Origin of the sequence: Candidatus Scalindua japonica (assembly GCF_002443295.1) — a bacterium.
GTDB lineage: Bacteria > Planctomycetota > Brocadiia > Brocadiales > Scalinduaceae > Scalindua > Scalindua japonica.
The window spans coordinates 124935-147155 of sequence record NZ_BAOS01000022.1; the positions used below are offsets into that span (position 1 = coordinate 124935).

Annotated in this window: 23 protein-coding genes, 1 tRNA gene and 2 pseudogenes; 8 read left to right on the forward strand and 18 right to left on the reverse strand. The window is 39.9% G+C overall.

The annotated features are described in order from the left end of the window. Nucleotides 1-135: 135 nt before the first annotated feature. The 13 genes from glmU to SCALIN_RS12420 form a co-directional block, all read right to left on the reverse strand. Complete coding sequence (glmU, locus tag SCALIN_RS12360; RefSeq protein WP_096894795.1) at nucleotides 136-1323, reverse strand: bifunctional sugar-1-phosphate nucleotidylyltransferase/acetyltransferase; 1188 nt, start codon at nucleotides 1321-1323, stop codon at nucleotides 136-138. Next, a complete protein-coding gene (glmM, locus tag SCALIN_RS12365) occupies nucleotides 1320-2672 on the reverse strand; it encodes a phosphoglucosamine mutase (protein ID WP_096894796.1) in 1353 nt (450 codons plus the stop codon). Before glmM ends, glmU begins: the two co-directional genes overlap by 4 nt. Before the next feature lie 288 nt (nucleotides 2673-2960). Continuing rightward, the gene (locus SCALIN_RS12370) at nucleotides 2961-3230 is read right to left on the reverse strand and encodes an HU family DNA-binding protein (protein WP_096894797.1); all 270 of its coding nucleotides are present in this window, start codon (nucleotides 3228-3230) and stop codon (nucleotides 2961-2963) included. Between the two features lie 58 nt (nucleotides 3231-3288). Then, nucleotides 3289-3762: a 3-hydroxyacyl-ACP dehydratase FabZ family protein gene (locus tag SCALIN_RS12375; protein ID WP_096894798.1), complete on the reverse strand. Its 474-nt coding sequence runs from the start codon at nucleotides 3760-3762 to the stop codon at nucleotides 3289-3291. A 58-nt stretch (nucleotides 3763-3820) separates the two neighbouring features. Continuing rightward, a tRNA-Met gene (locus SCALIN_RS12380) sits at nucleotides 3821-3897 on the reverse strand. A 179-nt stretch (nucleotides 3898-4076) separates the two neighbouring features. Continuing rightward, the gene (locus tag SCALIN_RS12385) at nucleotides 4077-4433 is read right to left on the reverse strand and encodes a hypothetical protein (RefSeq protein WP_096894799.1); all 357 of its coding nucleotides are present in this window, start codon (nucleotides 4431-4433) and stop codon (nucleotides 4077-4079) included. A 130-nt stretch (nucleotides 4434-4563) separates the two neighbouring features. Further along, a complete protein-coding gene (locus SCALIN_RS12390; RefSeq protein WP_096894800.1) occupies nucleotides 4564-6924 on the reverse strand; it encodes a type II secretion system protein GspD in 2361 nt (786 codons plus the stop codon). Next, nucleotides 6905-7693: a hypothetical protein gene (locus SCALIN_RS12395; protein WP_096894801.1), complete on the reverse strand. Its 789-nt coding sequence runs from the start codon at nucleotides 7691-7693 to the stop codon at nucleotides 6905-6907. Before SCALIN_RS12395 ends, SCALIN_RS12390 begins: the two co-directional genes overlap by 20 nt. Next, nucleotides 7690-8559 carry a hypothetical protein gene (locus SCALIN_RS12400; RefSeq protein ID WP_133111872.1) on the reverse strand — a complete coding sequence of 290 codons (870 nt, stop codon included), beginning with the start codon at nucleotides 8557-8559 and terminating at the stop codon, nucleotides 7690-7692. Before SCALIN_RS12400 ends, SCALIN_RS12395 begins: the two co-directional genes overlap by 4 nt. Before the next feature lie 48 nt (nucleotides 8560-8607). Next, a complete protein-coding gene (locus SCALIN_RS12405) occupies nucleotides 8608-9234 on the reverse strand; it encodes a hypothetical protein (protein WP_096894803.1) in 627 nt (208 codons plus the stop codon). Between the two features lie 110 nt (nucleotides 9235-9344). Then, entirely contained in the window at nucleotides 9345-10277 is a 933-nt protein-coding gene (gene pilM / locus SCALIN_RS12410; protein WP_096894804.1) for a type IV pilus biogenesis protein PilM, read from the reverse strand. A 31-nt stretch (nucleotides 10278-10308) separates the two neighbouring features. Beyond that, nucleotides 10309-11244, reverse strand: a complete 936-nt coding sequence (gene miaA, locus SCALIN_RS12415) for a tRNA (adenosine(37)-N6)-dimethylallyltransferase MiaA (RefSeq protein WP_133111876.1) — start codon at nucleotides 11242-11244, stop codon at nucleotides 10309-10311. A 205-nt stretch (nucleotides 11245-11449) separates the two neighbouring features. Next, entirely contained in the window at nucleotides 11450-12352 is a 903-nt protein-coding gene (locus SCALIN_RS12420; protein WP_203415465.1) for an integron integrase, read from the reverse strand. A 188-nt stretch (nucleotides 12353-12540) separates the two neighbouring features. On the opposite strand from SCALIN_RS12420, the gene SCALIN_RS12425 reads away from it, so the two are divergent. The 3 genes from SCALIN_RS12425 to SCALIN_RS22230 all read left to right on the forward strand — a co-directional run bounded on the left by SCALIN_RS12425 (nucleotide 12541) and on the right by SCALIN_RS22230 (nucleotide 13934). Further along, a complete protein-coding gene (locus SCALIN_RS12425) occupies nucleotides 12541-12969 on the forward strand; it encodes a hypothetical protein (RefSeq protein WP_096894806.1) in 429 nt (142 codons plus the stop codon). A gap of 150 nt (nucleotides 12970-13119) precedes the next feature. Then, a complete protein-coding gene (locus SCALIN_RS12430) occupies nucleotides 13120-13635 on the forward strand; it encodes a GNAT family N-acetyltransferase (protein ID WP_096894807.1) in 516 nt (171 codons plus the stop codon). A gap of 137 nt (nucleotides 13636-13772) precedes the next feature. Then, nucleotides 13773-13934 (forward strand): hypothetical protein, encoded by a 162-nt coding sequence (locus SCALIN_RS22230; protein ID WP_162532299.1) that lies wholly within the window; start codon nucleotides 13773-13775, stop codon nucleotides 13932-13934. A 110-nt stretch (nucleotides 13935-14044) separates the two neighbouring features. On the opposite strand, the gene SCALIN_RS12435 is transcribed toward SCALIN_RS22230, so the two are convergent. Together SCALIN_RS12435 and SCALIN_RS12445 are read right to left on the reverse strand one after the other, a co-directional pair. After that, nucleotides 14045-15163: an IS91 family transposase gene (locus tag SCALIN_RS12435; protein WP_096894808.1), complete on the reverse strand. Its 1119-nt coding sequence runs from the start codon at nucleotides 15161-15163 to the stop codon at nucleotides 14045-14047. After that, nucleotides 15160-16067: pseudogene (locus tag SCALIN_RS12445) on the reverse strand (tyrosine-type recombinase/integrase). Before SCALIN_RS12445 ends, SCALIN_RS12435 begins: the two are co-directional and overlap by 4 nt. 765 nt (nucleotides 16068-16832) lie before the next feature. On the opposite strand from SCALIN_RS12445, the gene SCALIN_RS12455 reads away from it, so the two are divergent. The 5 genes from SCALIN_RS12455 to SCALIN_RS22235 all read left to right on the forward strand — a co-directional run bounded on the left by SCALIN_RS12455 (nucleotide 16833) and on the right by SCALIN_RS22235 (nucleotide 19065). Continuing rightward, a complete protein-coding gene (locus SCALIN_RS12455; RefSeq protein WP_096894811.1) occupies nucleotides 16833-17510 on the forward strand; it encodes a hypothetical protein in 678 nt (225 codons plus the stop codon). Between the two features lie 386 nt (nucleotides 17511-17896). Then, nucleotides 17897-18142: a hypothetical protein gene (locus tag SCALIN_RS12460; RefSeq protein WP_133111879.1), complete on the forward strand. Its 246-nt coding sequence runs from the start codon at nucleotides 17897-17899 to the stop codon at nucleotides 18140-18142. Nucleotides 18143-18391: 249 nt separating this feature from the next. Beyond that, nucleotides 18392-18610: a hypothetical protein gene (locus tag SCALIN_RS12465; RefSeq protein ID WP_096894813.1), complete on the forward strand. Its 219-nt coding sequence runs from the start codon at nucleotides 18392-18394 to the stop codon at nucleotides 18608-18610. After that, the gene (locus SCALIN_RS24030) at nucleotides 18607-18885 is read left to right on the forward strand and encodes a ParE family toxin-like protein (protein ID WP_096894814.1); all 279 of its coding nucleotides are present in this window, start codon (nucleotides 18607-18609) and stop codon (nucleotides 18883-18885) included. The genes SCALIN_RS12465 and SCALIN_RS24030 overlap by 4 nt, the downstream gene beginning before the upstream one ends. Nucleotides 18886-18903: 18 nt before the next feature. After that, nucleotides 18904-19065, forward strand: a complete 162-nt coding sequence (locus SCALIN_RS22235) for a hypothetical protein (protein ID WP_162532299.1) — start codon at nucleotides 18904-18906, stop codon at nucleotides 19063-19065. Nucleotides 19066-19175: 110 nt separating this feature from the next. Here the strand turns inward: SCALIN_RS22235 and SCALIN_RS12475 are convergent. From SCALIN_RS12475 to SCALIN_RS23395, 3 genes and pseudogenes are all read right to left on the reverse strand, one after another. Continuing rightward, nucleotides 19176-20042 (reverse strand): annotated as a pseudogene (locus tag SCALIN_RS12475) (IS91 family transposase); the annotation flags it as partial. Nucleotides 20043-20159: 117 nt separating this feature from the next. After that, nucleotides 20160-21416 carry a group II intron reverse transcriptase/maturase gene (ltrA, locus tag SCALIN_RS12480; RefSeq protein WP_096894815.1) on the reverse strand — a complete coding sequence of 419 codons (1257 nt, stop codon included), beginning with the start codon at nucleotides 21414-21416 and terminating at the stop codon, nucleotides 20160-20162. Between the two features lie 194 nt (nucleotides 21417-21610). Next, the gene (locus SCALIN_RS23395) at nucleotides 21611-21745 is read right to left on the reverse strand and encodes a hypothetical protein (RefSeq protein WP_261341027.1); all 135 of its coding nucleotides are present in this window, start codon (nucleotides 21743-21745) and stop codon (nucleotides 21611-21613) included. Nucleotides 21746-22221 lie beyond the last annotated feature (476 nt).

Here is a 22221-nt window from a genome sequence, read left to right on the forward strand (position 1 = left end):
TTTATCCGGCATTTACTCTCAGTTCTTTACAGTAACATCCGATGATAAAGCATTTTTACATATGAAGTCACATCTCATTTATAAAACATGCACATGGCGGTATTGGGGATATGAATCCCAATTACTCCATTCCGGTCAGGACATTCTGTCTTTATCCACCACCTCACCAGGAAGTGTTCCCAATCCCGGCCAGATCTTTCTTCCCGGATAGATGGCTGTTTTTATGCCTGTATGAACATCGTCGGCAATAATGGCCCCAAGTTTTCTTCTGCCTGTATCAACCGGTTTCCCCTTCACAACAGATCTTACATTTTTATTATCGTGTTTTAAATTTGCCGTTATTGTCCCGGCGCCTAAATTACTGTTTTTACCAATAATGCTATCTCCTACATAAGAGAGGTGAGGTACTTTCGCATTGTCCATAATTATACTGTTTTTTATCTCTACCGCCTGTCCGATATGACAGCCATTTCCGATAGAAGTATTACCTCTTAAATAGCAATTAGGCCCAATACTGCAATTTTCGCCAATAACTACATCTCCTTTTATATATGTTCCGGACAGGATTTCCGTACCCTTTCCTACTATCAGTTTTCCCTTTACAGTAACATTTTTTTCTACTTTTCCTTTTATATCACTCTTTATTTTAGAAACCAGGATGCTGTTTGCTTCAATTAAATCCCATGGATATCCCACGGACAGCCAGTGTCCTTTTACCATTTCACACACGACTTTCTCTTTTTTAACAAGCGCATTTATATAATCAACTATTTCATATTCCCCTCTTTGACTTTTCCTGAGCTTAATCTTAAAGATAGATTTATCAAAAACATATAATCCTGTATTCGCTATATCTGAAACAAACTGTTCAGGCTTTTCAACAATCTTTTTAACCTCTTTACCCTTTACAACAAAAACGCCAAACCTGTCCGGAGCTTCAACCTCACATCCCAACACCGCATATCTATGTTTCAAGCACGCCTTTATATCTCTCTTTGAGAAAATATCATCTCCGCCTATAACAATAAATTTATCCTTAATCAACTCTTCAACAGATTTCAGTGCATGTCCGGTACCCAACTGTCTTTTCTGCTCAGCATATTTTATTTTTAATTTCCCATACTTGTGACCTATTTCATCTATTATCATCTCTTTCTTATAACCAACAATGACAATAACTTCGTTCACCAATCCCTGCAAAGCGTCAAGATTGTGCTTAACAATCTCTTTATTCATCACCTTAAGTAATGGTTTAGGCATGGTCAACGTTAAAGGCCAGGTTCTTGTGCTCTTTCCCGCAGCCATTATTACCGCTTGTATCATATCCCTATCTCTTTCTTCATCTCTTTCGCAATATCATTTGCTATTTTCTGAATTTCTCTTTTATTCTCGCCTTCAATCATAATTCTGCATAGATTCTGTGTTCCTGAATACCTTACAAGGACTCTCCCTTTTTTACTCAGGTGTGATTCCGCGCGCTTGATATTCTTGTATATTTTCAGCTTATTAATATTCTTTTTTTCCTTCACGGCAACATTAACAATCACCTGCGGCAGAGACTTCATACATTCTGCCAATTTGCTTAGCTTTGTTCTTTTTTCTTTGATAATTTTTAATAATTGCAAAGCTGAAATTATTCCATCTCCCGTGGTTGTATAATTTGAGAATATTATATGCCCCGACTGCTCCCCCCCTAAAACATATCCTTTTCTCCTCATCTCGTCAACAACGTGTCTGTCGCCAACATTTGTCTTAACCACTTTAATCTTTTTCTTTTCCATAGCAATATCAAAGCCTTTATTCGCCATAACAGTGACAACAACGTGGTTCTTCTTCAACGACCCATTCTCTTTCAGGTCAATCGCGCATATCGCAATAATATGGTCGCCATCGACGATTCGCCCTTTTTCATCACAAACAATCACTCTGTCCGCGTCCCCATCAAGTGCTATCCCGATATCCGCCTTTTCCTTTTTTACAAGAGCCATCATCTTTTCTGGATGTATGGCGCCGCAATCTAAGTTTATGTTCAATCCGTCAGGCTTATCGTTCAGTACAACTACTTCTGCTCCCAGCTCACTTAATATATACGGTGCGGTATTGTAAGCCGCGCCATTAGCACAGTCCAGCACTATTTTTAATCCTTTCAGGTTCATGCTGTTTACAGAAGCCTTAACAAACTCTATATATCTTCCTTTTGCGTCAGCAATTCTGTACGCTTTCCCAATCAGATCTCCTTTTATCTGTTCAGTCTTTACTTTTTCTGACAAAATATATTTTTCAATCTCTTCCTCTACATTATCCGGCAGTTTATGCCCATCTTCACTGAAAATCTTTATCCCGTTATCTTCAGCAGGATTATGTGATGCGCTCAGCACAATACCGGCATCTGCGTTTAACGATTTAGTCAGGTGTGCAATCGCCGGTGTTGGCATAGGACCGACAAGTAAAACATCCGCACCTACTGAAATAATACCTGAAGCCAGTGCATTTTCCAGCATATAGCCACTAATTCGGGTGTCTTTACCTATTACAAATTTAGGTTTTTCTTTTCCACACTTTTCCTTGAAAACGTGAGCGACTGCTTTTCCGACACTCAATACAACTTCAGGAGTCATTGGATACACATTAGCAACCCCTCTAATCCCGTCTGTTCCAAATAATTTTCCCATTTACATTCACTTTATAGTATAAAAGTTAGAATAAAGATATCCCTTTCGAAAGGATTCCAGAACCGGGTCCTCTTGAAAGAGAAACAAGTCACATTTCTGTAACCTCAAAATATGACATGAACAATAAATATTGATAGGCAGTACTCGGCTTGATAAGTAATCATAGAGGCGTGGCGCGAGGAATGAATAACGTAGAAGAAAACTAGAATTGAGAGGCACTCACTTCGAAAAGCACGTGCCTCTCAATTTAGTATGTCAAGATTGAAAGCTTAAAGTAAAACAGGTATGTCAAACCATCTCCTTGAATTTTTTACCTACCTTAAAACCTACCGTCCTGCTGGCCTTGACCTTAATTGTGTCACCAGTCTGAGGGTTTCTTGCCGTTCGAGCTTTTCTTTTCTTTACTGAAAAAGTACCAAACCCTATCAGCTGTACACTTTTATCTTTTTTTACACCTTTGGTAATACCACATAACACAGCATTTACCGCTCGCTCTCCCCCAGCTTTTGATGTACCTAACTCTTTTGATACAGCTTCAACTAAATCCTGCTTATTCATACAACCCCCTTTCTAAAAGGAAAAAAAGCCCACAAAAATATAACACCAACAACCCATGTTACATTGCCATACCAATTATCTGACCTTCAAATACAAGTTTGCCATTTGCTATTCCCTGAACGTCAAAAATAGCCCTCCTGGCCCGTAATTCAATATTCTTTGCAACAATGATCAATTTATCACCCGGAAGTACTTTCCCTCGAAATTTAACCTTATCTATTCCACCAAAACCAAAAAACTTTTCTGTCTGAATGGAACTCTTAAAATAATAGGTACACAATTGCGCGGAAGCTTCTACCATTAATACTCCTGGCATAAGAGGATTGCCCGGGATATGGCCACGTACCCAGAATTCGTCTTCTTTTATATCCTTATAACCAATAATTATTTTGTTCTCAGGATCAAATCTAAGTATTCCGCTTAACTGTTCCATCTCGTAACGATGCGGGACCAAGACCCTGATACGATCAATATCGGCCATTACCTCGTTTAAATCAATTGTATCTATATCTACTAGGAATTTCTGCGGCATTGCAAAATACTATTATTAAGATATATTTTTGTCAATAAAAAATTATAAATAAAAGATATGGTAGCGGCGCAGGGACTCGAACCCCGGACCTACGGATTATGATTCCGCCGCTCTAACCAGCTGAGCTACACCGCCACAATGAAATGCGTCCTGCTAAAGATATTTGAAACATTATCATAACAGAGTGCAATAGTATACATTATATATCCGATAGATCAAGTCGTTAATTTACAACGACAACAAGTAATATGAAGCAGAGACAAAGACGCTCATACGCTCTCTATAAAAACCGCAGATATCTGAAAAATTATCCTCTATCTTATTACCTTTCCTATCTCCTTTTTAATTTTATCAACCTTCGGACCAAAACTACTTCTACCATATTGCTCCAGTAATTTGTCATACTTATAACTCCTCGCGGAAGCCAGCCCCAGGCCATCACCCTGTACCCCGTATTCATAAACCATAATTACCTCTTGCCTGGTATCAACCAGATAAAAAGGCTCTCTGTTGTTATACCGGCTACCTACTACCGCAAATACATGCTTTGCAGCCGCGCCGCCATCACCCTGGGCGACTACATAATCAGGTGAGGTTTTAATAAGTACAAGCACAAGTAATACGATAACTACTCCCAGCAAGATTGTGTTTATTCCGTATTTTTTAAGCATTTTTATTTCCTCCAGGGTTTATCTCATATGTATAGGGGATTCAAAAAACACGATAAATCACAAAAGATGGCTTTTGTGATTTTCGTGAGGAAAAGTATTTGCCGCGGGTCTAACTTGATGAAAATGTATATTATCGCCCATATATCGGAACCCGAATTTGTACATTTTTTTTACCTTTTGTAAAAGCACGGGTTTCCTCCTCCTCCCTGATCAAAACGGTAGGCTTTATGAGTATGATCAGATTGCCTGTTGTTGCAATATCCCTGTCAATCGTACTACTGGAAAACAGTCTTTTTACAATGGGGATCTTGGAAAGTATCGGAACTCCTTTAGACGACTTAGCCTCTGAGCGTTTACCCAAACCGCCAATCATGAGAATTCCTTTGTCTGGCACACAAACGGTAACAGACAATTCCTGCTTAATAGTTTGGGGACGCTGTATTTTATTTGTTGCAGCCGCTGCACCTCCACCGCCTGATGGGACTGACCCAACTGTTGTAAAATCAGTTTCTACAAGCGTTACATCGGTAATAACCGGATGTACTTCCAAATATACATATTTCCGGTCCGCGCTTACAACAGGCCTCACATTAAATGTGGTCCCTTCGTCTATTTCCGCCATCACCGGTTGTGGTGTCTGACTGACAATTGTATAGCTTTGTATATAGCTTTCTGTTGTAACAACTTTTATAGTTCCTCTCTGTGTATTTGACAACGTTATCTTCGGAGCAGTAACGGTCTCTGCCTCATCACTCTCCTGCACTGCCTTTAAAAAGCCCTTAAGAAAGAAGCTATCAAAAATCTGGTAAGTAAGATTCAGCCCTGATGACCCGGCGGCTCCCGCAGCGCCGGCAACTACTCCGGAGTCAGAAAACGTATCCCCTGCCGCAGAAAAAATACCGGGGAGAAGATTGCCTGAAGAGTCCTGACCGGGAGTATCGGCGATGTTTCTGGTAGAATGATCAGGGCTTCCGTCAAAATCTATAATATTATGCCCAAATGTCTCAAGGAAATTATCCGATACTGCAATAAACCGTGCTTCAATTTTTATCTGAAGATCGGCAGATGATCTCAGTGCAGCAAGAAGATCTTCAACCCGCCTGTGAACATTCGCAACATGTGTTACAACGATATCTCCCAGCATGCCCTCTCTTGCTGCTATTAAACCTCTGCCGCCGCTGCCAGTGCCAGTTCCTGACTTCCAAGACTGAGGTTCTATCGTACTGGTAATCAATTTAATGATTTCCTTGACCCTGTCATAGGCGCCCTTGTTTGCACCGGCAGGTTTCGCCTCTTCATATGACTCCTGTGCAGACAGTTGACCCGTTAAGTTTAGACGGTCCTCCATGTTTATGAGCAGATCACGGACATCATAAACCCTCAATTCCAACGGCTCTTTAGTAATATGGACGACATTATCCTTTACCAGGTACCCCGAGCCTTTTGGCAGGATATACTCCAGGATTACAGAAAGAGGCACATCATTAAGCTTAACATTTATATTTTCATCCCTCGCATCTTTGTGCAAAAAGAAGTTCAGCCCGGACTTTTCCTGAAGAAATGAGATTATATCGCGAAGAGTAGTATCTATAAACTCAATTGAAAATCTCTCCTCCAGTTTCATTTGCATTTCCTGAGAAATTGATTGCGGTACTGGAGAAGGTGAAAGCATCAGCCTCTTTGTATGCTCGCGACTCTCTTCAAGTCTTTTTGTCGGGATTTCTCTTTTTGTCCTCTCCTCAATATCCTTCCATTCCGCCTCTGTAGTAAACTGCATTATATCATTATATGGTATTGACTTTTCTTTCAGGTTTTCAAAGTATTTGTTTCTCTCCCGCGCATCTACTTCTGCTATTTTTTTTAATATTGTTTCGTGCTTCGTCTCTTCCCTCAACACCTGAGCATTTTCTTTTAAGACAAGAGCTGTTTCGTCAGCAGGCATGGTTTTTAATATAGCATCCGCTATACCAATGACATCACCATATCTTTTCTCTTTTGTCGCTCGCCTTGCATCTCGAATCAGTTGTTTCCGTATTTCAGGTGAAATTGTAACAGACGAAACTTCTACCTGCTTTTTCAGTACCATCTTTTCACCACTTCGCCTGATACCTCTCTTTTTTAATACATCGGAAGAATATGAATTTGCTCTATTTACTGTTTTGCTGCTTTCATCTTCCTGATAAGAAGGAGATTGAGGTGTGTTGGATAATGCATTTTCGCTTAATCTCACATCTTTATCTCTTTTTGCACTGTTCACCCGGTTTGATGTCGACTGGCAGGCGTTTATTATGAGAAGCAAACAAACCATTGTAATTGTAGTGGTTTTTTTATTAATAATTTTCATAATATTACTTAAACTCAGTACTGTGCAGTTTCTGCCCCTTCTATTATTGGTCTTTAATATAGCTACACTCTTTTCAAACGGTTTTCCCGCTTTGTCAACGCTTCTGTGGCGATACCCTCTTGAGAAACTATAGGTCTCGCTTTTCATCCATATTTATGGATAATCCCTCTTCCTCTACTCTGATTATCGTATCAGACTCGTTCAACCACAATTCATTTACATTACCATTCTCATCTTTATATTTTATCATGGAAGTAGACTTCATATAAGTCTCTCCCGGTACCATCCTGGTGCCAGCAAACTCTCCTTCTTCATCCAATATGAGTACCTTTCGCGTTAATGTTGTTGGCCTGTGTGCATTATAGACAATTTCTTGTAGTAGACAATTGGTCGAGAAATCAAGCATTTTTCCTCCTACAACTTTTATTTTGCCAATCTCCTCCCCTGCTTTTGTTGCAAATCCATGTTCATGCCACCGCCCCTCTATCTCTTTTTTTACAGATATGAAAGCAAGTCCATCAATCACACCTTTTAAAAAAATTTCTGTATTCTCTGTTGCATCAGCGTCTTCATATTGAACGACGGCGACTTGCTCTTCCTCTTTTACCATCATGATTGTTGTCGGCCCGGTGAAGAGAGTTGGGCGCTTAATTTGTTTTGCCCAGGAAGAATCATTGTTTTTGATTGCCAGGTTTGACTTGTATATTATATTTTCTGATTTCTTTGGACCCGCAAGTTTGATAATAGACTGAACACCATTAACACCGCTGGAAACCCTTGATTGCTGCTTCCTACTGCTATATGGAGAAAGGAAAAGGATACAAGCGACATTATATAAACAAAAAAGCAAAATCAAAGACAAAATAGTCTTAAACGCATAGCCGTATAATTTTTCTTTTGGTACCGTTCGCATCATTTATTACCTGTCTTAAAGTCCGGGACAAAAGCATGGATTACAACATCCACGACTGAAGAAGGCCGGGGCCCTTTTCTCTCTTCAGGCAAGCCCGGTCTGAGTGGCTCCTCTGCGCCTTCCAGTATTCGAACTCTATTCAGTTCTCCGTGAATACCAATGCTCTTTATCTCAAAGGACAACTTTGATTTCAAAAATTCGTTAATTAAAAGAAGCAGGCTTGTCACATTCATACTTACCTTTAAAGTAAATGGAATAACATCATACCGTTCTGTGTTGGCATTAGCAGATTTCGTGTTACCTGTATCGAAATTGATACCCCCAAGATAATCAACTTTTAATTCTTCATTCAAAATAATATTGACCAGCTCTTCTATAATCCAGAATCTTTTCTGTTCCGGAGCAATTTGATCCCAGGTAGGAATTTGCAGATTCCATCGTCTAAATGGTAATGCATTTTCAGCGAAGGAAATTTCCCGCATCTTTATCTTATCCAGAAGAACATTTATTCCATGAATATACCTGTTTGTCCATAATGCTTCGTCCTTAATCTCTTCACCATTTACCGATTCGAAAATTTTTTCGAGGTAACTGTCCCGTTCCTGATAAAACAGCTCATATTCATGCTGGGCCTTTTTGATCTCCTTCAGTTTTGCCTTTTCTGCCTTTATCCAATTTTCATTGCGAATTTTATAACCTTTGTTTTCATATCTTTCTAATCTCGTCAGCAATCTTTCAAGGCCCTCTCTCTTCTCAGCATTTCTTGTCCGGAACGGACTTACAACAACTAAGTAAAAAACTATCACAAAGACCATTCCAAGCCCAACAGAGAGCCATGCCTTATCTGTTTTAATACCTGGAATATTCATTCTGTTATCCATTCTCTTGATCAATCATTATCAATTCATCTGCAGAAACTAATTTAACGAATTTACTATACATTGTAATTCAAAGCGTATCGGAGCACTCTTTATATTATCAACCATATTTTTATTGTCAGAAACTATGACATGATGTACAGAGCCTTGCACCAACCTTACATCACTGAACACAGGGGCTTCTTGATCAGACAATATTAACTCCTCTAAAGGTTTTACTACTTTTTCTGCTATATATGAGACCTCAGGAGCATAACTTTCACCCTTTATTTTTATAATCAACACCTCCTTTGAAGTATCAATATTTTTGGATGTAGTTGCTTCTTTTTTCCCAAAAAAATCTTTACTGCTTATCCTTTTATTTTTTCCAACCTCAGGTTTTCCCCATAGAGATTCTATGCTTAACAAATATAGATTCTCCGGAACTGTATTGATAATCTTATTAATAACTTCTATCCAGAAGTGTCCCAGATTACCCATTGCCGCCCATAAATATAAATTCTCTTCTTCTGTTTTAACCTTTGTCTCTATTATCTTAAAAGCCCTTTCCAGCCTCTTCGTTTCGTCCAGTGTTCTGGTAACGATATCTAAACTATTCGAAAGAGGTTTCCATAATAAGTAATCCTTAACACTCTGTGTAAAAAAACTTAAAAAAATCACAATCACAATAACACTGGCATAAATTTTCCACTTTGAAGCCCGCTTCTCTTTAACAAATTCATACGGAAGCAGGTTTATCTTGATTTTACCCAGGTTTAAACCCTGCAGGGCAAGTCCTAATGCGGTTTCAAAGCCATAAATATTTTTTTTGTTATCACGGGATGATCAAAATCTTTTACTATTCTGATATTATCTAACAAGTCAAGAAACCGAACTTCACTTTCCAGGTTTTCATCAACAAATTTAATCTTTTCATCATCTTCAAATACATCACCCATTAAGTATAACGTTTTCGGCTTAGTACCTTTTGAGACAGAGATATAATACCCGATTGATCTCTGTATCTCCCGTATAAGGGTCATATTTACTTCTGAAATAGGAATGCTTCTATTCCAGTATTTTGACTTTCCTACCACGATAAAATCAGTATTCCCCTGCTCAACATTGATAACAATAGCATCTTCGCTTGAATCCGAACCTAAACTAACAAGATTGTAGATTGCAATAGGGGTAATTTGAATAGCATCCAGGTTTACTCTTATTGGGGCCAGGCCAGGTAAAAGACCAAATATATTTTCTTTTTTTGTGGCAAATAACCCTATTTTAACACCTCTATTTTCCGTTCCATCGTCAACAAATTGTTGATAGTCCCACACAATTTCTTCGGGTTCAAAAGGGACCTGCTTACGTAATTCAAATTTTAATGCGTCTCCAATACGGTTCTGTTTAATTGGTGGCAGGGTAAAAAACCTTGAAAGTATCATTTTCCCGGAAAGAGAAACAATTACTTTGTCTGACTTACTGATTAAATTACGCTCTTTAAAAACGCCTATCGCATGCTCAATAAGTTCCGGTTTTTTAAGCGATCTTTCATGGTCCTGTGATAAAAAGCCAATCCTGTCAATTGCTTCCACAAACAGTTGCCCATCACGGAAGCTTGCCTTTACGGCTTTTATACTGCTATCGCAAATCTCCAGCCCCCAGGCGCTTTTATTCCCGGACAGCCCAATGGCACTGAATCCCTTTTTGTAAATATCTTTAAAATTCATGATACATTAAATGTAGTATTAATTCGTGCAATTAGTGTCTATACAGGGCAATAATCTCCTTTGCGATTGACTCCGGACCTTCATGTTCCTCTGCCTCCAGCCATTGAACATCGGAAAAACCTCTGAACCATGTCATCTGTCTTTTGGCAAACCTGCGGGTATTCAACTTTACCATATCTTTCACATCATCCAGGGAAAGTCCGCCATCAAGATATTCAATAACCTCCTTATAACCAAGCGCCTGCTTTGCCTGCTTGCTTAAACCTCTGGGATTATTCAACAAAGATTGCACTTCGTCAATAAGCCCTTTATCAAACATTATCTCAACCCGTTCATTAATCCTCCGGTACATATCTTCCCTGTCTCGTCCGATACAGATGATCTTAAACTGATAACCCTTTCTTTCCTGTTTATTTTTTTTCTGTAGTACAGAAAGAGACTCGCCTGTTATTCTATATACCTCAATAGCACGTATGATACGTCGGAGATTGTTCGGATGAAATTCAGCCGCTTTAACAGGATCTATCTTTTGCAGAATATCGTGAACGTGCTTATTACCCTTCTTTTCCGCAAGCTCTTCCAACTCTCTACGAATACTCCAGTCTGCTTCAGGACCTTTGAAAATACCGTCAACAAGACCTTTTATATAAAGAGGGCTTCCACCGACAATCAGAAACTTCAGTTCTTTACTGCCAGCATTGTTTACCAATGCTTCCACATCATCAACATACTTACCGACACTATAGCTCTCCCATGGATCAATAATATCGATAAAATGGTGCGGAACAATCTTCTTCATATCGGGTGATGGCTTTGCAGTCCCAATATCCATTCCACGGTAAAAAAGCATTGAATCCGCGGAGATGATCTCACCTTTAATCATCTGTGCGGCAATAAACCCGATCTCAGTTTTATCACAGGCCGTTGGCCCGGTAAGTATTGTAATAGTCATTTCACTAACAGACAAAAATCATAACTCTCAGGAAAACAGGAAATACAGGAGACGATTCATTGAAAAAATTCTTGACATCTTACCTCCCAATGAGTAACTTACGCAAATTATATGGTTATTTACCTATATCATGCAGTCTGTCCAGTGGACTCTGAAGACTATCAATTTTGCTTTACATGACATGGGTACAAATCTCAGTTGTTTTGACGTCGGCATGGCCCTACAATGTTTGTAAAACCCTGATATTGACGCCGTTTTCCAACATATGGGTAGCAAAACTGTGGCGCAAAGTATGACAACCCACGCGCTTCAAAATACCTGCTCGATTAACGGCGCTTTTAACTGCTTTTTGAAGGCACGATTCCATAACATGATGTCGCATTTTACGGCCAGATCTTGGATCAACGGATCTTTTTTTTGCGGGAAAGACATATTGCCAGCGGGTCTCACCTTCTGCGTTCGGATATTTACGGGCTAAAACTTCTGGTAGATAAACTTTTCCGAAACCATCTTCACTGTCACGGTGATGAAGATTGATTACATACCTTATGTGTGTTTGAAGCTCTTCGCGGACGTTCCCGGGTAGTAAGGTAGTCCTGTCTTTGCCGCCTTTACCCCCGCGAACAAAAATTTTATTTTGGCCAAAATCAACGTCCTGGATGCGCAGTCTTATACATTCCATAAGACGCAGGCCTGAACCGTACAGTAATTTTGACATTAATGCATGCGTTCCGCGCATCATTTGAAGCAGGTTTTTGACCTCTTCTTGAGTAAGGACTGTTGGTGGCCGTTGTTGCTTTTTAGAGCGAATAGGTGAGATTTTACCGTCAAGAGGCAGATCAAGAACTTCACGGTAAAGGAAGATAATGGCGTTTAGTGCCTGACGCTGGGTCGAAGCTGAAACCTTTCCTTGTGTCGTCAGGTTAGATAAAAACCTCTCAACATGCTGAGAACTGAGGTCCTTTGGATGTGTCTTGTTGCCGAAAAAACGTACGTAACGCAATATCCACTGGCAATATGAGGTTTCAGTGCGGTAGGCATAATGATGGTAGCGCAAAACCTCCCGTACCTGGTCCATCAACTTTAAAGAGGTATTGGGGCGAAACTTGGGCTTATCTTCCATGATTGCCCCAATATATCGCAATAAGTGGAAAACGTCAAGCTGGTTTTAATAAGCGGACAAGGCTTTCCGCTTTTATATGTTTAATATCATAATAAGTGTAAATATTTTCCATCTATAGCAAGTAATATCATGGAAATTTTCCACTTATTGCACTGTTCGGCAGAGATAAATACAAAAGGACATGTAGCATGAGTAAATCTACTAAAATAAAAGAACTAACATCACATGAAGTGAGCCAACTGCTTACTAATAAGAAATTTTCTAAGTTGAAACCTTCAAGCTGCAATCTATGTGGAGAGAAAAAAAGGTTTTTAAGAAGAATATTTGAGGTCTACGGAGTGGCAAAAAGAAAACACTCTGACGACAAGACTCAGAATAATATTCGATTAGAATTCAAACAACAATATTCCATAGATTTCATCTTCTTCAAAACAAATGATGGACGATTGTTTGTAGACAGCGCAGTGTGTGAGGAATGTAAATCTACAGCAATTGTATATGATATTGATTTGTTCGATCCGGACACTATTTTTGAAATTTCAAAACTTACTGGACAATCTAAAGAAGAGATAATAATGGGCTTAAGAAAAACTTCTGATATGCTGGAAAATGAGTGAATTGAGCCGAACAATTAAATTCAGTTGACCAAAAATGCACTTGTGGTTTGACCAATGCTTATAAAGTAATAAAGTTTTCAGTTTTTCAAACGTCAATAGGTTTACCATTATTGTCAACTGATTCAGACGTTATGCATTCAATAGAAGAATATGACCCTTGAAATCATCCATGTTTCTACATCTGATGAAATCGTTGTCGTTGAACGTTTGGCGCAGGAAATTTGGACGCAACACTTCACACCAATAATTGGCGCATCACAAGTGGTATATATGCTCGAAAAATTTCAAAGTGCTGAAGCCATTTTGTCTCAGATTAATAGTGGTTGGGAATATTATTTGGTAACGGTCGACAATGAGATGGTTGGATACGCAGGATTAGTTCCTGACATCGACGCTAAGAGATTGATGTTGAGTAAGATCTACGTAAAGCAATCGGCACGTGGTAAAAGCGTGGGCAAGTCAATTCTTGATTTTGTTGAACGAAAATGCAAGTTAGAGGATCTTAACACCTTATGGTTGACAGTGAATCGTTTCAATAATGGCGCAATTTCATGGTATGAGCATCGTGGTTTTGTCACTATTAATGAAGTAAAAAAAGATATTGGAGGCGGTTTTATTATGGATGATTATGTCATGGAGAGAAAAATAATAATCGGTAATGCATAACAAGACGCTCGTTCGGCCTTGAGGGACAAACCTTGATTTGCGATTAGTGCGACAAGCCTGTATTTATTGTTGACAAACATCGACAACGCTTATAGAAATAGTGACTATTAAAGACCTAACGAATAAGGTTAGATTGTGTGAGGGACGAACCACAATCTGAACCGTTTGTTGGACAAGCCCGTTGTTTGGGTGCTAAACATTGTATAAGAAAATATCTTATGAAGATTACTTCTCTTTTTTACCGCAGAAGCTTTGAAGCCAAAGAAGTGGATTTTTCAATTGCTGTCGTCATACTTTAGGAGCTACAGAACATGGTTTTTCAGCCATTTTACCTCAAATTTGGGCGAACGGGGGCCATCTCGACCCGATAATGCCGTTTTTGCAAATCTTAGATGCATAGCGGATTCGATTACATAACCAGAACAGCCTCCTCTTTTGTTAACTTGTAGGGGAAAGACCTGGATTTGTGTGATGGAGGTATCATCGTTTTTATGATCTTCATTATTCCTCCACAGCATTTGCACGTAAGCTTTGGACGCTCTCTGAACCAGGCTGACGACTTATTCGGGTTGATACCGGTAAGGTACTGAAGCAATGCAATCAAGCGATTGCTATTAGGGTGGAGGAAACCAAAGTTCCGTGTTCGTCTGAAACCTTTGGGTAGAACATGCTGGAGAATCAACCTGAGAAACTGCGAGCCGGGAAGCGTTCTTGTGAGCATTTTTTTGCTCTTACTATCCTGGTAACGAAAGGTCACCTGACCATCTTTACACGCAATAATATCTTTCTCTTGAATGATCCCTTTGTAGAGATAACGACCAAGATAGACCAGTGCCTTTTCACCGTTGCCGACAAATTTGCAATCGACGACCCATGTTTTGGGATAATTAACTGGAAGCGTAAGAGCCGCTTTGTTCACGGCATCGAGCATTTTTGCTCGAAACACTTTAGCCAGCGCTTTGTGATTGAAAAGACACCGCGTCTTTCCTTCGCTTTTTTTGAAGCTCCAAAGTTTTTTCTTCTGATTGATGGCCCCGGCTGGCATTACCAGATGGATATGCGGGTGGTAATCGAGAGAGCGAGAGTGGGTGTGCAAAACAGTGATGGCTCCAGCGTTTCCTTGTAATACGCTGTCATTTTGGACAAAGGTTTTTACGGTTTCCCAACAACACTGTATCATTATCGAGTAAAGCAAGCGTTGATGCTGCCATGCTAATGATCGAAGCTCTTTGGGTATAGTAAAGGTGAGCATAAAATAGTCAGCAGGCACTTCTTTTTTCAGTTGACGCTCCAACCACTGCTGACACTCATGACTCTGACAATGAGGACAATTGCGGTTACCGCAGGAGTGCGGTACAAAAACCTGTTTTTCACAGTCATTACATTGGACCAGCATGACGCGGCTTTGCGTAGTGCGACAATCCTTCATGGCTGCCAGGGCTTTGAATTGACTTGGCAGGATCGAACCATGATAAAGAGTGATAAAGTCAGCAATGAAGGTCTCAATTATAGAGGAGAGAGATATCATATAACATTCCCCCATTCTATGGAAAAAACATTCATCAAATCATTAATTAATTGCAAGGCATTACGATTTGTATGAGAGGTCACGTGGGTATATTTGGCAGTGGTTAAAATACTGTGGTGGCCGAGGATTTTTTGTACTTCAAGCAGATCAACACCCGCCTCAATCAGATGGGTTGCGTAGCTGTGTCGCAGACTGTGTGGTGTAATTTTTTTTTAATTCCACACTCCCGGGCTACCTTACGCAGAGTGGCCTGAACGCCATTTCTATTCAGAGGTGTTTTTGCCAGGTGGGCTGATTTCAAGCCACCATGACGGCCTGGAAATAGAAAGACAGGATTGCGATGAACAAGCCAAAAACGGCGTAAGAGATTCAGGGTTACCTTTGGCAGGGGTACGAAACGGTCTTTATTGCCTTTGCTATCGCGGATATGCACCCGCATTCGCTGAGAATCGACATCGCTAACCTCAAGACGTAGTCCTTCACCCAGGCGGAGACCAAGACTGTAAAGAACAAAGTAGAAGGCCCGGTAACTGAGTTTTCTCGTCACCTGGAAAAGTTGGTGGGCTTCATTAATGGTGACAATATCGGGCAAACGTTGCGTTTTGGGTGGTTTAATAAGATTTACTTGCTCCCAACGCTTATGAAGCACATGAGTGTAGAAAAACTTTAGTCCGTAGAGGTCTAATTTGACTGCGCTCCATGAATGGGTATTGAGGAGATTGGAAAAATAGTCAAGTAGTTGCTGTTCAGATAGATCGTGTATCTGATTGTCAAAATAATCACCGATCCGTCGGATGGCACGTGAATAAGCCTCGATTGTTTTTGGCCGGAGTCCTTTCAAGCGTAGGTGCTTTAGATGCGTTTGGTAATTTTTGTTGAAATCGGATTGAGATAATGTTTTCATAGACCTGTAACCTCCTATTTGTTAATAGATTCACCCTCCCATTGAGGGTATGAGGTTACATTATATAATAAATTTCCGATTTCTGTTCTCCGCGATAGCGGCTTCGTCCAACAAATCAGTGGAGCCAACCCCTCCGTCATTTAAGATTCGATTATTTTTAGACTCTTTGTTTATTTTGTTTTTTATCTATTATTCTATTTCCCAAACGGGGTTGCTCACCTCAGTCGTTAGGCAAATGAATAAATAATGAAAAATCAAGCAACCTCAATTGATATGTCTCCCCAAAAACATAAAAGACCCAAATTGGTATGGATAATAACAATATTTTATATTCTTTCAGCAGGATACACAATCCTATCCTTTGCATTAATATATGGTGGTTTAATTTAGCTAAACGAAGCACAACAAGCCTATTTCAACTCTCTGAATATTTTTGATTTATCACTCACAATAATTACAGGGGTATTAAATCTGATAGGTGCAATCATGCTATTTTTATTAAGGAAATTTGCATATTATGCATTCTTGTCTGCCTTTATTCTTTCAATGTTAATGATTGTATATCAGACTATTTTTAAAGATTGGATCTCTGCTATTGGAAGTGGGCTAATTGGGGCTGTAATTGGTTGGTGTATTTCTATTGCTATAATCTTATATGCGAAATCTCTGATGAGCAAAGAAATTTTAAAATAATAGCTACTACCTAACCTCCAAAAAATGGGCGGTAGGTTAGCTCGACGCTATACAAATGAAAGAACAACTATTATGGAACTGACAATTTCATTGCAAGAATTTGATAATATCAATTTCACTGCGTCAGATTTTATTGAAAAAGTTGATGCTGAATTTAAGAAAATTAGATGCCATAAGGGCTATGGCTATCTGGTACGAGAAAGAGGTAAACATAAAGAAATAAAGAAATTTATAGAGGAAATCTTGCCACTTCAGAAATATTTACAATTTCTGTATCGTAATGGAATGAGAGCTGAAACTATAAAATGGCAAAATGGAAGTCAAAAAGGCGATGCAATACTAAATACAGATGAAATAATCGAAATAACAGTCGCGGAACATAAGAAGGAGTATATCGTTCGAGAGCGTGAGAATAAAGGAGAACCTACATTTTGTGCTGAAGGTGCATCGAAGAAAAATGGAGTAACAGAATCTATTCCTGTAGAAAAAGGCCCCGAAGACTGCATTAATGCACATACAAAGATGATTGAAGATGTAATAAATAAAAAACTTAAAAAATATGACAAAATAAATTCTTTAGTTATTTATTTAAATCAAGATGGGCTTCTTGAGAAAGAAGAATTCAATACGGTGGTCAAAAATATACAATCTTTTGATTCTTTAAAGATAATAGATAATGTTTTCATCTGCTCATTTCAATATGAGGCCTTTGTAGATTTTAAAAAAAATACAAGAAAGATGTTGTGTTGAACTCGGCCCCCGAGTCGAACCCGGTACCTCAGACCGAGAAAGGAGGAAGCATAATGAAATCAAAAAGTTTCCAAATTTGTCATCTGTTATATCGTGTTTCGAGAGCTATGGGAAAACCCCTTGCTCGAATTTATAGGCTTTGTTGTGGAATTACGTTCAGCGGTATCGGGGTTTCCCTGATACCTGGAATTATTACCTGTAACATCAGCTTTCGGGCTGGGGGGTCGGGTTCAGCGCATCATTTGAAATTCAAAAAAACATGTCAACTTCTAAAAAAACTGTAATGATTAAAAGCCTAACGAATGTATCGAGCTGACCGGTCAATACTCTTCCGGTTTGTTGGCCTCTCAGCCGGCCAGCTCATACTGGACGTTAGGAAATATGTCATGGATATTGTTTCAGTTAATGATGAGCAAGTAATTGAATGTGTGCATTGTAAAGGTACTGGTATTTGTAAACATGCTGATTATCAATGGAAAGATAATTATGTTTTGTTTGAATGTACGAAATGTGGAAAGGGGGTAAAAAGATATGGAGTTAAAGATGGTATTTTTTCAACAAGAAGAGCCCCAGATTATTTAAAGCCTCCTGTTTGTGGTGTTTGTAGTGGTAAAGGCTATACAAGAGTGTAATTATTTGTACGAACTTTGGGAACAATTGCTGGGGCTAAAAACCTAATCTATTGACAAACAAGGCAAAATTACACATCAAACAACCAAGATTTCAATTGACGATTATAGAATCAAAAGTGATAATATTGACGAACAGGTCAAATTTATTATTGTTTACATATACTTTCAACTTATCAAATGAATAGTAATGGTTAAAAGCCTTACAAATCTTTACCTTTAGGTACTAGATAAAATTAATGGAGGTGAATTATGACACAACTTCTTGAAAAAGCATTTAAAAAGGCTTCAAAGTTACCGGAAATGGAGCAAAATGTGATAGCAAAATGGTTAATTGATGAGTTAGAATCTGAAAAAAAATGGGAAAGATTGTTTGCTGAATCGGAAGATTTATTAGAAAAGCTGGCGGAAGAAGCTCTCGCTGAGCATGCACAAGGAAAGACCAAGCCGCTGGATATTGATAAACTATGATTTCACACACAACAAAGCGATTTCGTAAGCTATTGACGGAACTGCCAAATGAAATTCAAAAAAAAGCAAAAGAGACTTACACCCATTTCAAAAAAAATCCTTATCATCCAGGGTTATACTTCAAGCGGGTACATTCGACTAAACCGATTTATTCGGCACGTATTTCCATAAATTACCGTGCAGTGGGGATACAACAGGGTCGCGAAATAGTATGGTTCTGGGTTGGAACCCATACAGATTATGAGAAACTATTGAATAAATTAAAGCAATCCTAACGAATAAGGTTAGATTGTGTGAGGGACGAACCACAATCTGAACCGTTTGTTGGACAAGCCCGTTGTTTGGGTGCTAAACATTGTATAAGAAAATATCTTATGAAGATTACTTCTCTTTTTTACCGCAGAAGCTTTGAAGCCAAAGAAGTGGATTTTTCAATTGCTGTCGTCATACTTTAGGAGCTACAGAACATGGTTTTTCAGCCATTTTACCTCAAATTTGGGCGAACGGGGGCCATCTCGACCCGATAATGCCGTTTTTGCAAATCTTAGATGCATAGCGGATTCGATTACATAACCAGAACAGCCTCCTCTTTTGTTAACTTGTAGGGGAAAGACCTGGATTTGTGTGATGGAGGTATCATCGTTTTTATGATCTTCATTATTCCTCCACAGCATTTGCACGTAAGCTTTGGACGCTCTCTGAACCAGGCTGACGACTTATTCGGGTTGATACCGGTAAGGTACTGAAGCAATGCAATCAAGCGATTGCTATTAGGGTGGAGGAAACCAAAGTTCCGTGTTCGCCTGAAACCTTTGGGTAGAACATGCTGGAGAATCAACCTGAGAAACTGCGGGCCGGGAAGCGTTCTTGTGAGCATTTTTTTGCTCTTACTATCCTGGTAACGAAAGGTCACCTGACCATCTTTACACGCAATAATATCTTTCTCTTGAATGATCCCTTTGTAGAGATAACGACCAAGATAGACCAGTGCCTTTTCACCGTTGCCGACAAATTTGCAATCGACGACCCATGTTTTGGGATAATTAACTGGAAGCGTAAGAGCCGCTTTGTTCACGGCATCGAGCATTTTTGCTCGAAACACTTTAGCCAGCGCTTTGTGATTGAAAAGACACCGCGTCTTTCCTTCGCTTTTTTTGAAGCTCCAAAGTTTTTTCTTCTGATTGATGGCCCCGGCTGGCATTACCAGATGGATATGCGGGTGGTAATCGAGAGAGCGAGAGTGGGTGTGCAAAACAGTGATGGCTCCAGCGCTTCCTTGTAATACGCTGTCATTTTGGACAAAGGTTTTTACGGTTTCCCAACAACACTGTATCATTATGGAGTAAAGCAAGCGTTGATGCTGCCATGCTAATGATCGAAGCTCTTTGGGTATAGTAAAGGTGAGCATAAAAGAGTAGTCAGGAACAGAACGGGGTCAATTCTTTATCTTTGATAAATAGAAAAAACCTAATCGGGTAAAGGGGAGTAGTTAACTCCTCCTCCCCACACCACCACTGCATGCGGGCCCGCACAGGGCGGTTCATGAAGACTACCTCGTTTTATTTGGGTAGTGAAAAGAAACCCATAGTTCTTTGATAGAAACTAGCCCTTGTTCCTTGAGCCACTGATTGGTCATACCAACTTGAGTTGTAAACGTTTTTGATAAGTGCCAGTAGCTTTTACGGCTAAGAGCCGTAAAAATAGCTTGACGCTTGGAACATCCAAGCTTTAGCAACTCCTTTACACGCTTGTGGCATCGCCGCCACTGTTTCCAGTAACACATTCGAATGCGGCGTCTCAGCCAATGGTCAAGTTCAGGTATTGGCCGGTAATACTCAGACAATCCGTAATAACCCATCCAACCTCGTATATATTCTCCAAGCTTTCTAAGACGGTAGTTCATGGAAACTCCCCAACTTCGTCCAGTTAGCTTACGTATCTGCCTCTTGAACTCCGCTAAGGAATCATCACTCCAACGTATACTCTTTCCTTTAAAAATAAATCCAAGGAATGAACATTGGTCAGACTTAACTACCTTGCTTTTCTTCTCATTGACTATAAGTTTAAGGTTCTTCAGGAGAAAATGTTTGATGCTTCGCATCACCCGCACACCTGCTCTGTGACTTCTTACTAAAATGATGAAGTCATCTGCGTACCGCACATGCTTGTGCCCACGCTTTTCAAGCTCCTTATCCAACTCATCAAGTACGATATTGGATAAAAGAGGTGATAGCGGTCCTCCCTGCGGAACCCCTTTAGAGGTCGTTTCAACCTTGCCATCAACTTTGACTCCGGCTTTCAGGTAACGGTTGATCAATCTCAACAAGGCTTTATCTTTGATACGAAGGCTTAGCCTCTGCATCAAGAGGTCGTGGTTAACCATGTCGAAGTATTTCGACAGGTCAATATCCACGGCGTACTTGTAACCCTGTCTAATATATTCCATTACCTTTCTTACCGCATCATGAGCAGATCGATTTGGTCGAAACCCATAGCTCGATTCCGAAAACCCGGGATCGAAAACAGGTGTTAGTGCCTGGGCTATTGACTGCTGAATTACCCTATCAGTAACTGTCGGGATACCAAGGGGCCGCTTTCCTCCATCCGGCTTAGGTATCTCTACTCGTTTAACCGGTGAAGGTTTGTAGCTCCCTTCTATCAAATGGTTTCTGATGTCGTTCCAGTGGTTTCTGGCAAATTCAGGAAACTCCTTTGTAGACATACCGTCTACACCGGCAGCTCCTTTGTTTGCCTTAACCTGTTTCCATGCGTTACGCACATTGTCTGATGACAACACCTTTTCCACTATGTTTTATCCTTTAAGGATGGCTTTCCAGTTGAGACCCAAGAATAATTTGCTCCCCCAATCGGGTTCATCACATTTCTCACCCCCAACGGTGCTCCTCCTTACTTCATGTTCAGGTCTTCAGCAATTAAAAATTAAAAAAAATGCCTACTATGCCTTCTGCTGACTTCTTTCCGGTCACAAGCTGAGTTACCTCAAATTGCACTATGTTCGCCATATCCCTTGCTGTCTTCTTCGCTCACATCGGACAACAGTGTTCCGGTGTGCCCAGGCTTGTTTGTACCAGTATCCTGACTGGTAAGTCTGGTATATGGTCTGCAACATCGCATGCCGAAAAGATCTCCCCAGATAAGTATGTGAACTTTCTCTGCACAACCGGATCATTTACCCTACCTCCTGAATCACCGGGCTTCGTTATGTTGTGCTAACTCGCCCGGAGGTTAAGCCTTATATGACCTTTCTGTTCGTCGGCTCGCAGAATTGCACTCCGGCTTCCTTCAGACCAAACCTCACGGCTTAGCCCTTGCCTTCGGCTAATGGTTGGCGTATAATGCCGCCATATCGTGATTCTCCCATAAGGGACTTTCACCTTATGAGCTCACATACATGCTGGGCGTACACAAATCAGTGGAGCCAACCCCTCCGTCATTTAAGATTCGATTATTTTTAGACTCTTTGTTTATTTTGTTTTTTATCTATTATTCTATTTCCCAAACGGGGTTGCTCGCCTCAGTCGTTATGTGCTCCAACTAACAACAATATTTAACGCTTGACGTTACACGTTATAGTTGTTTATACTTCTTAC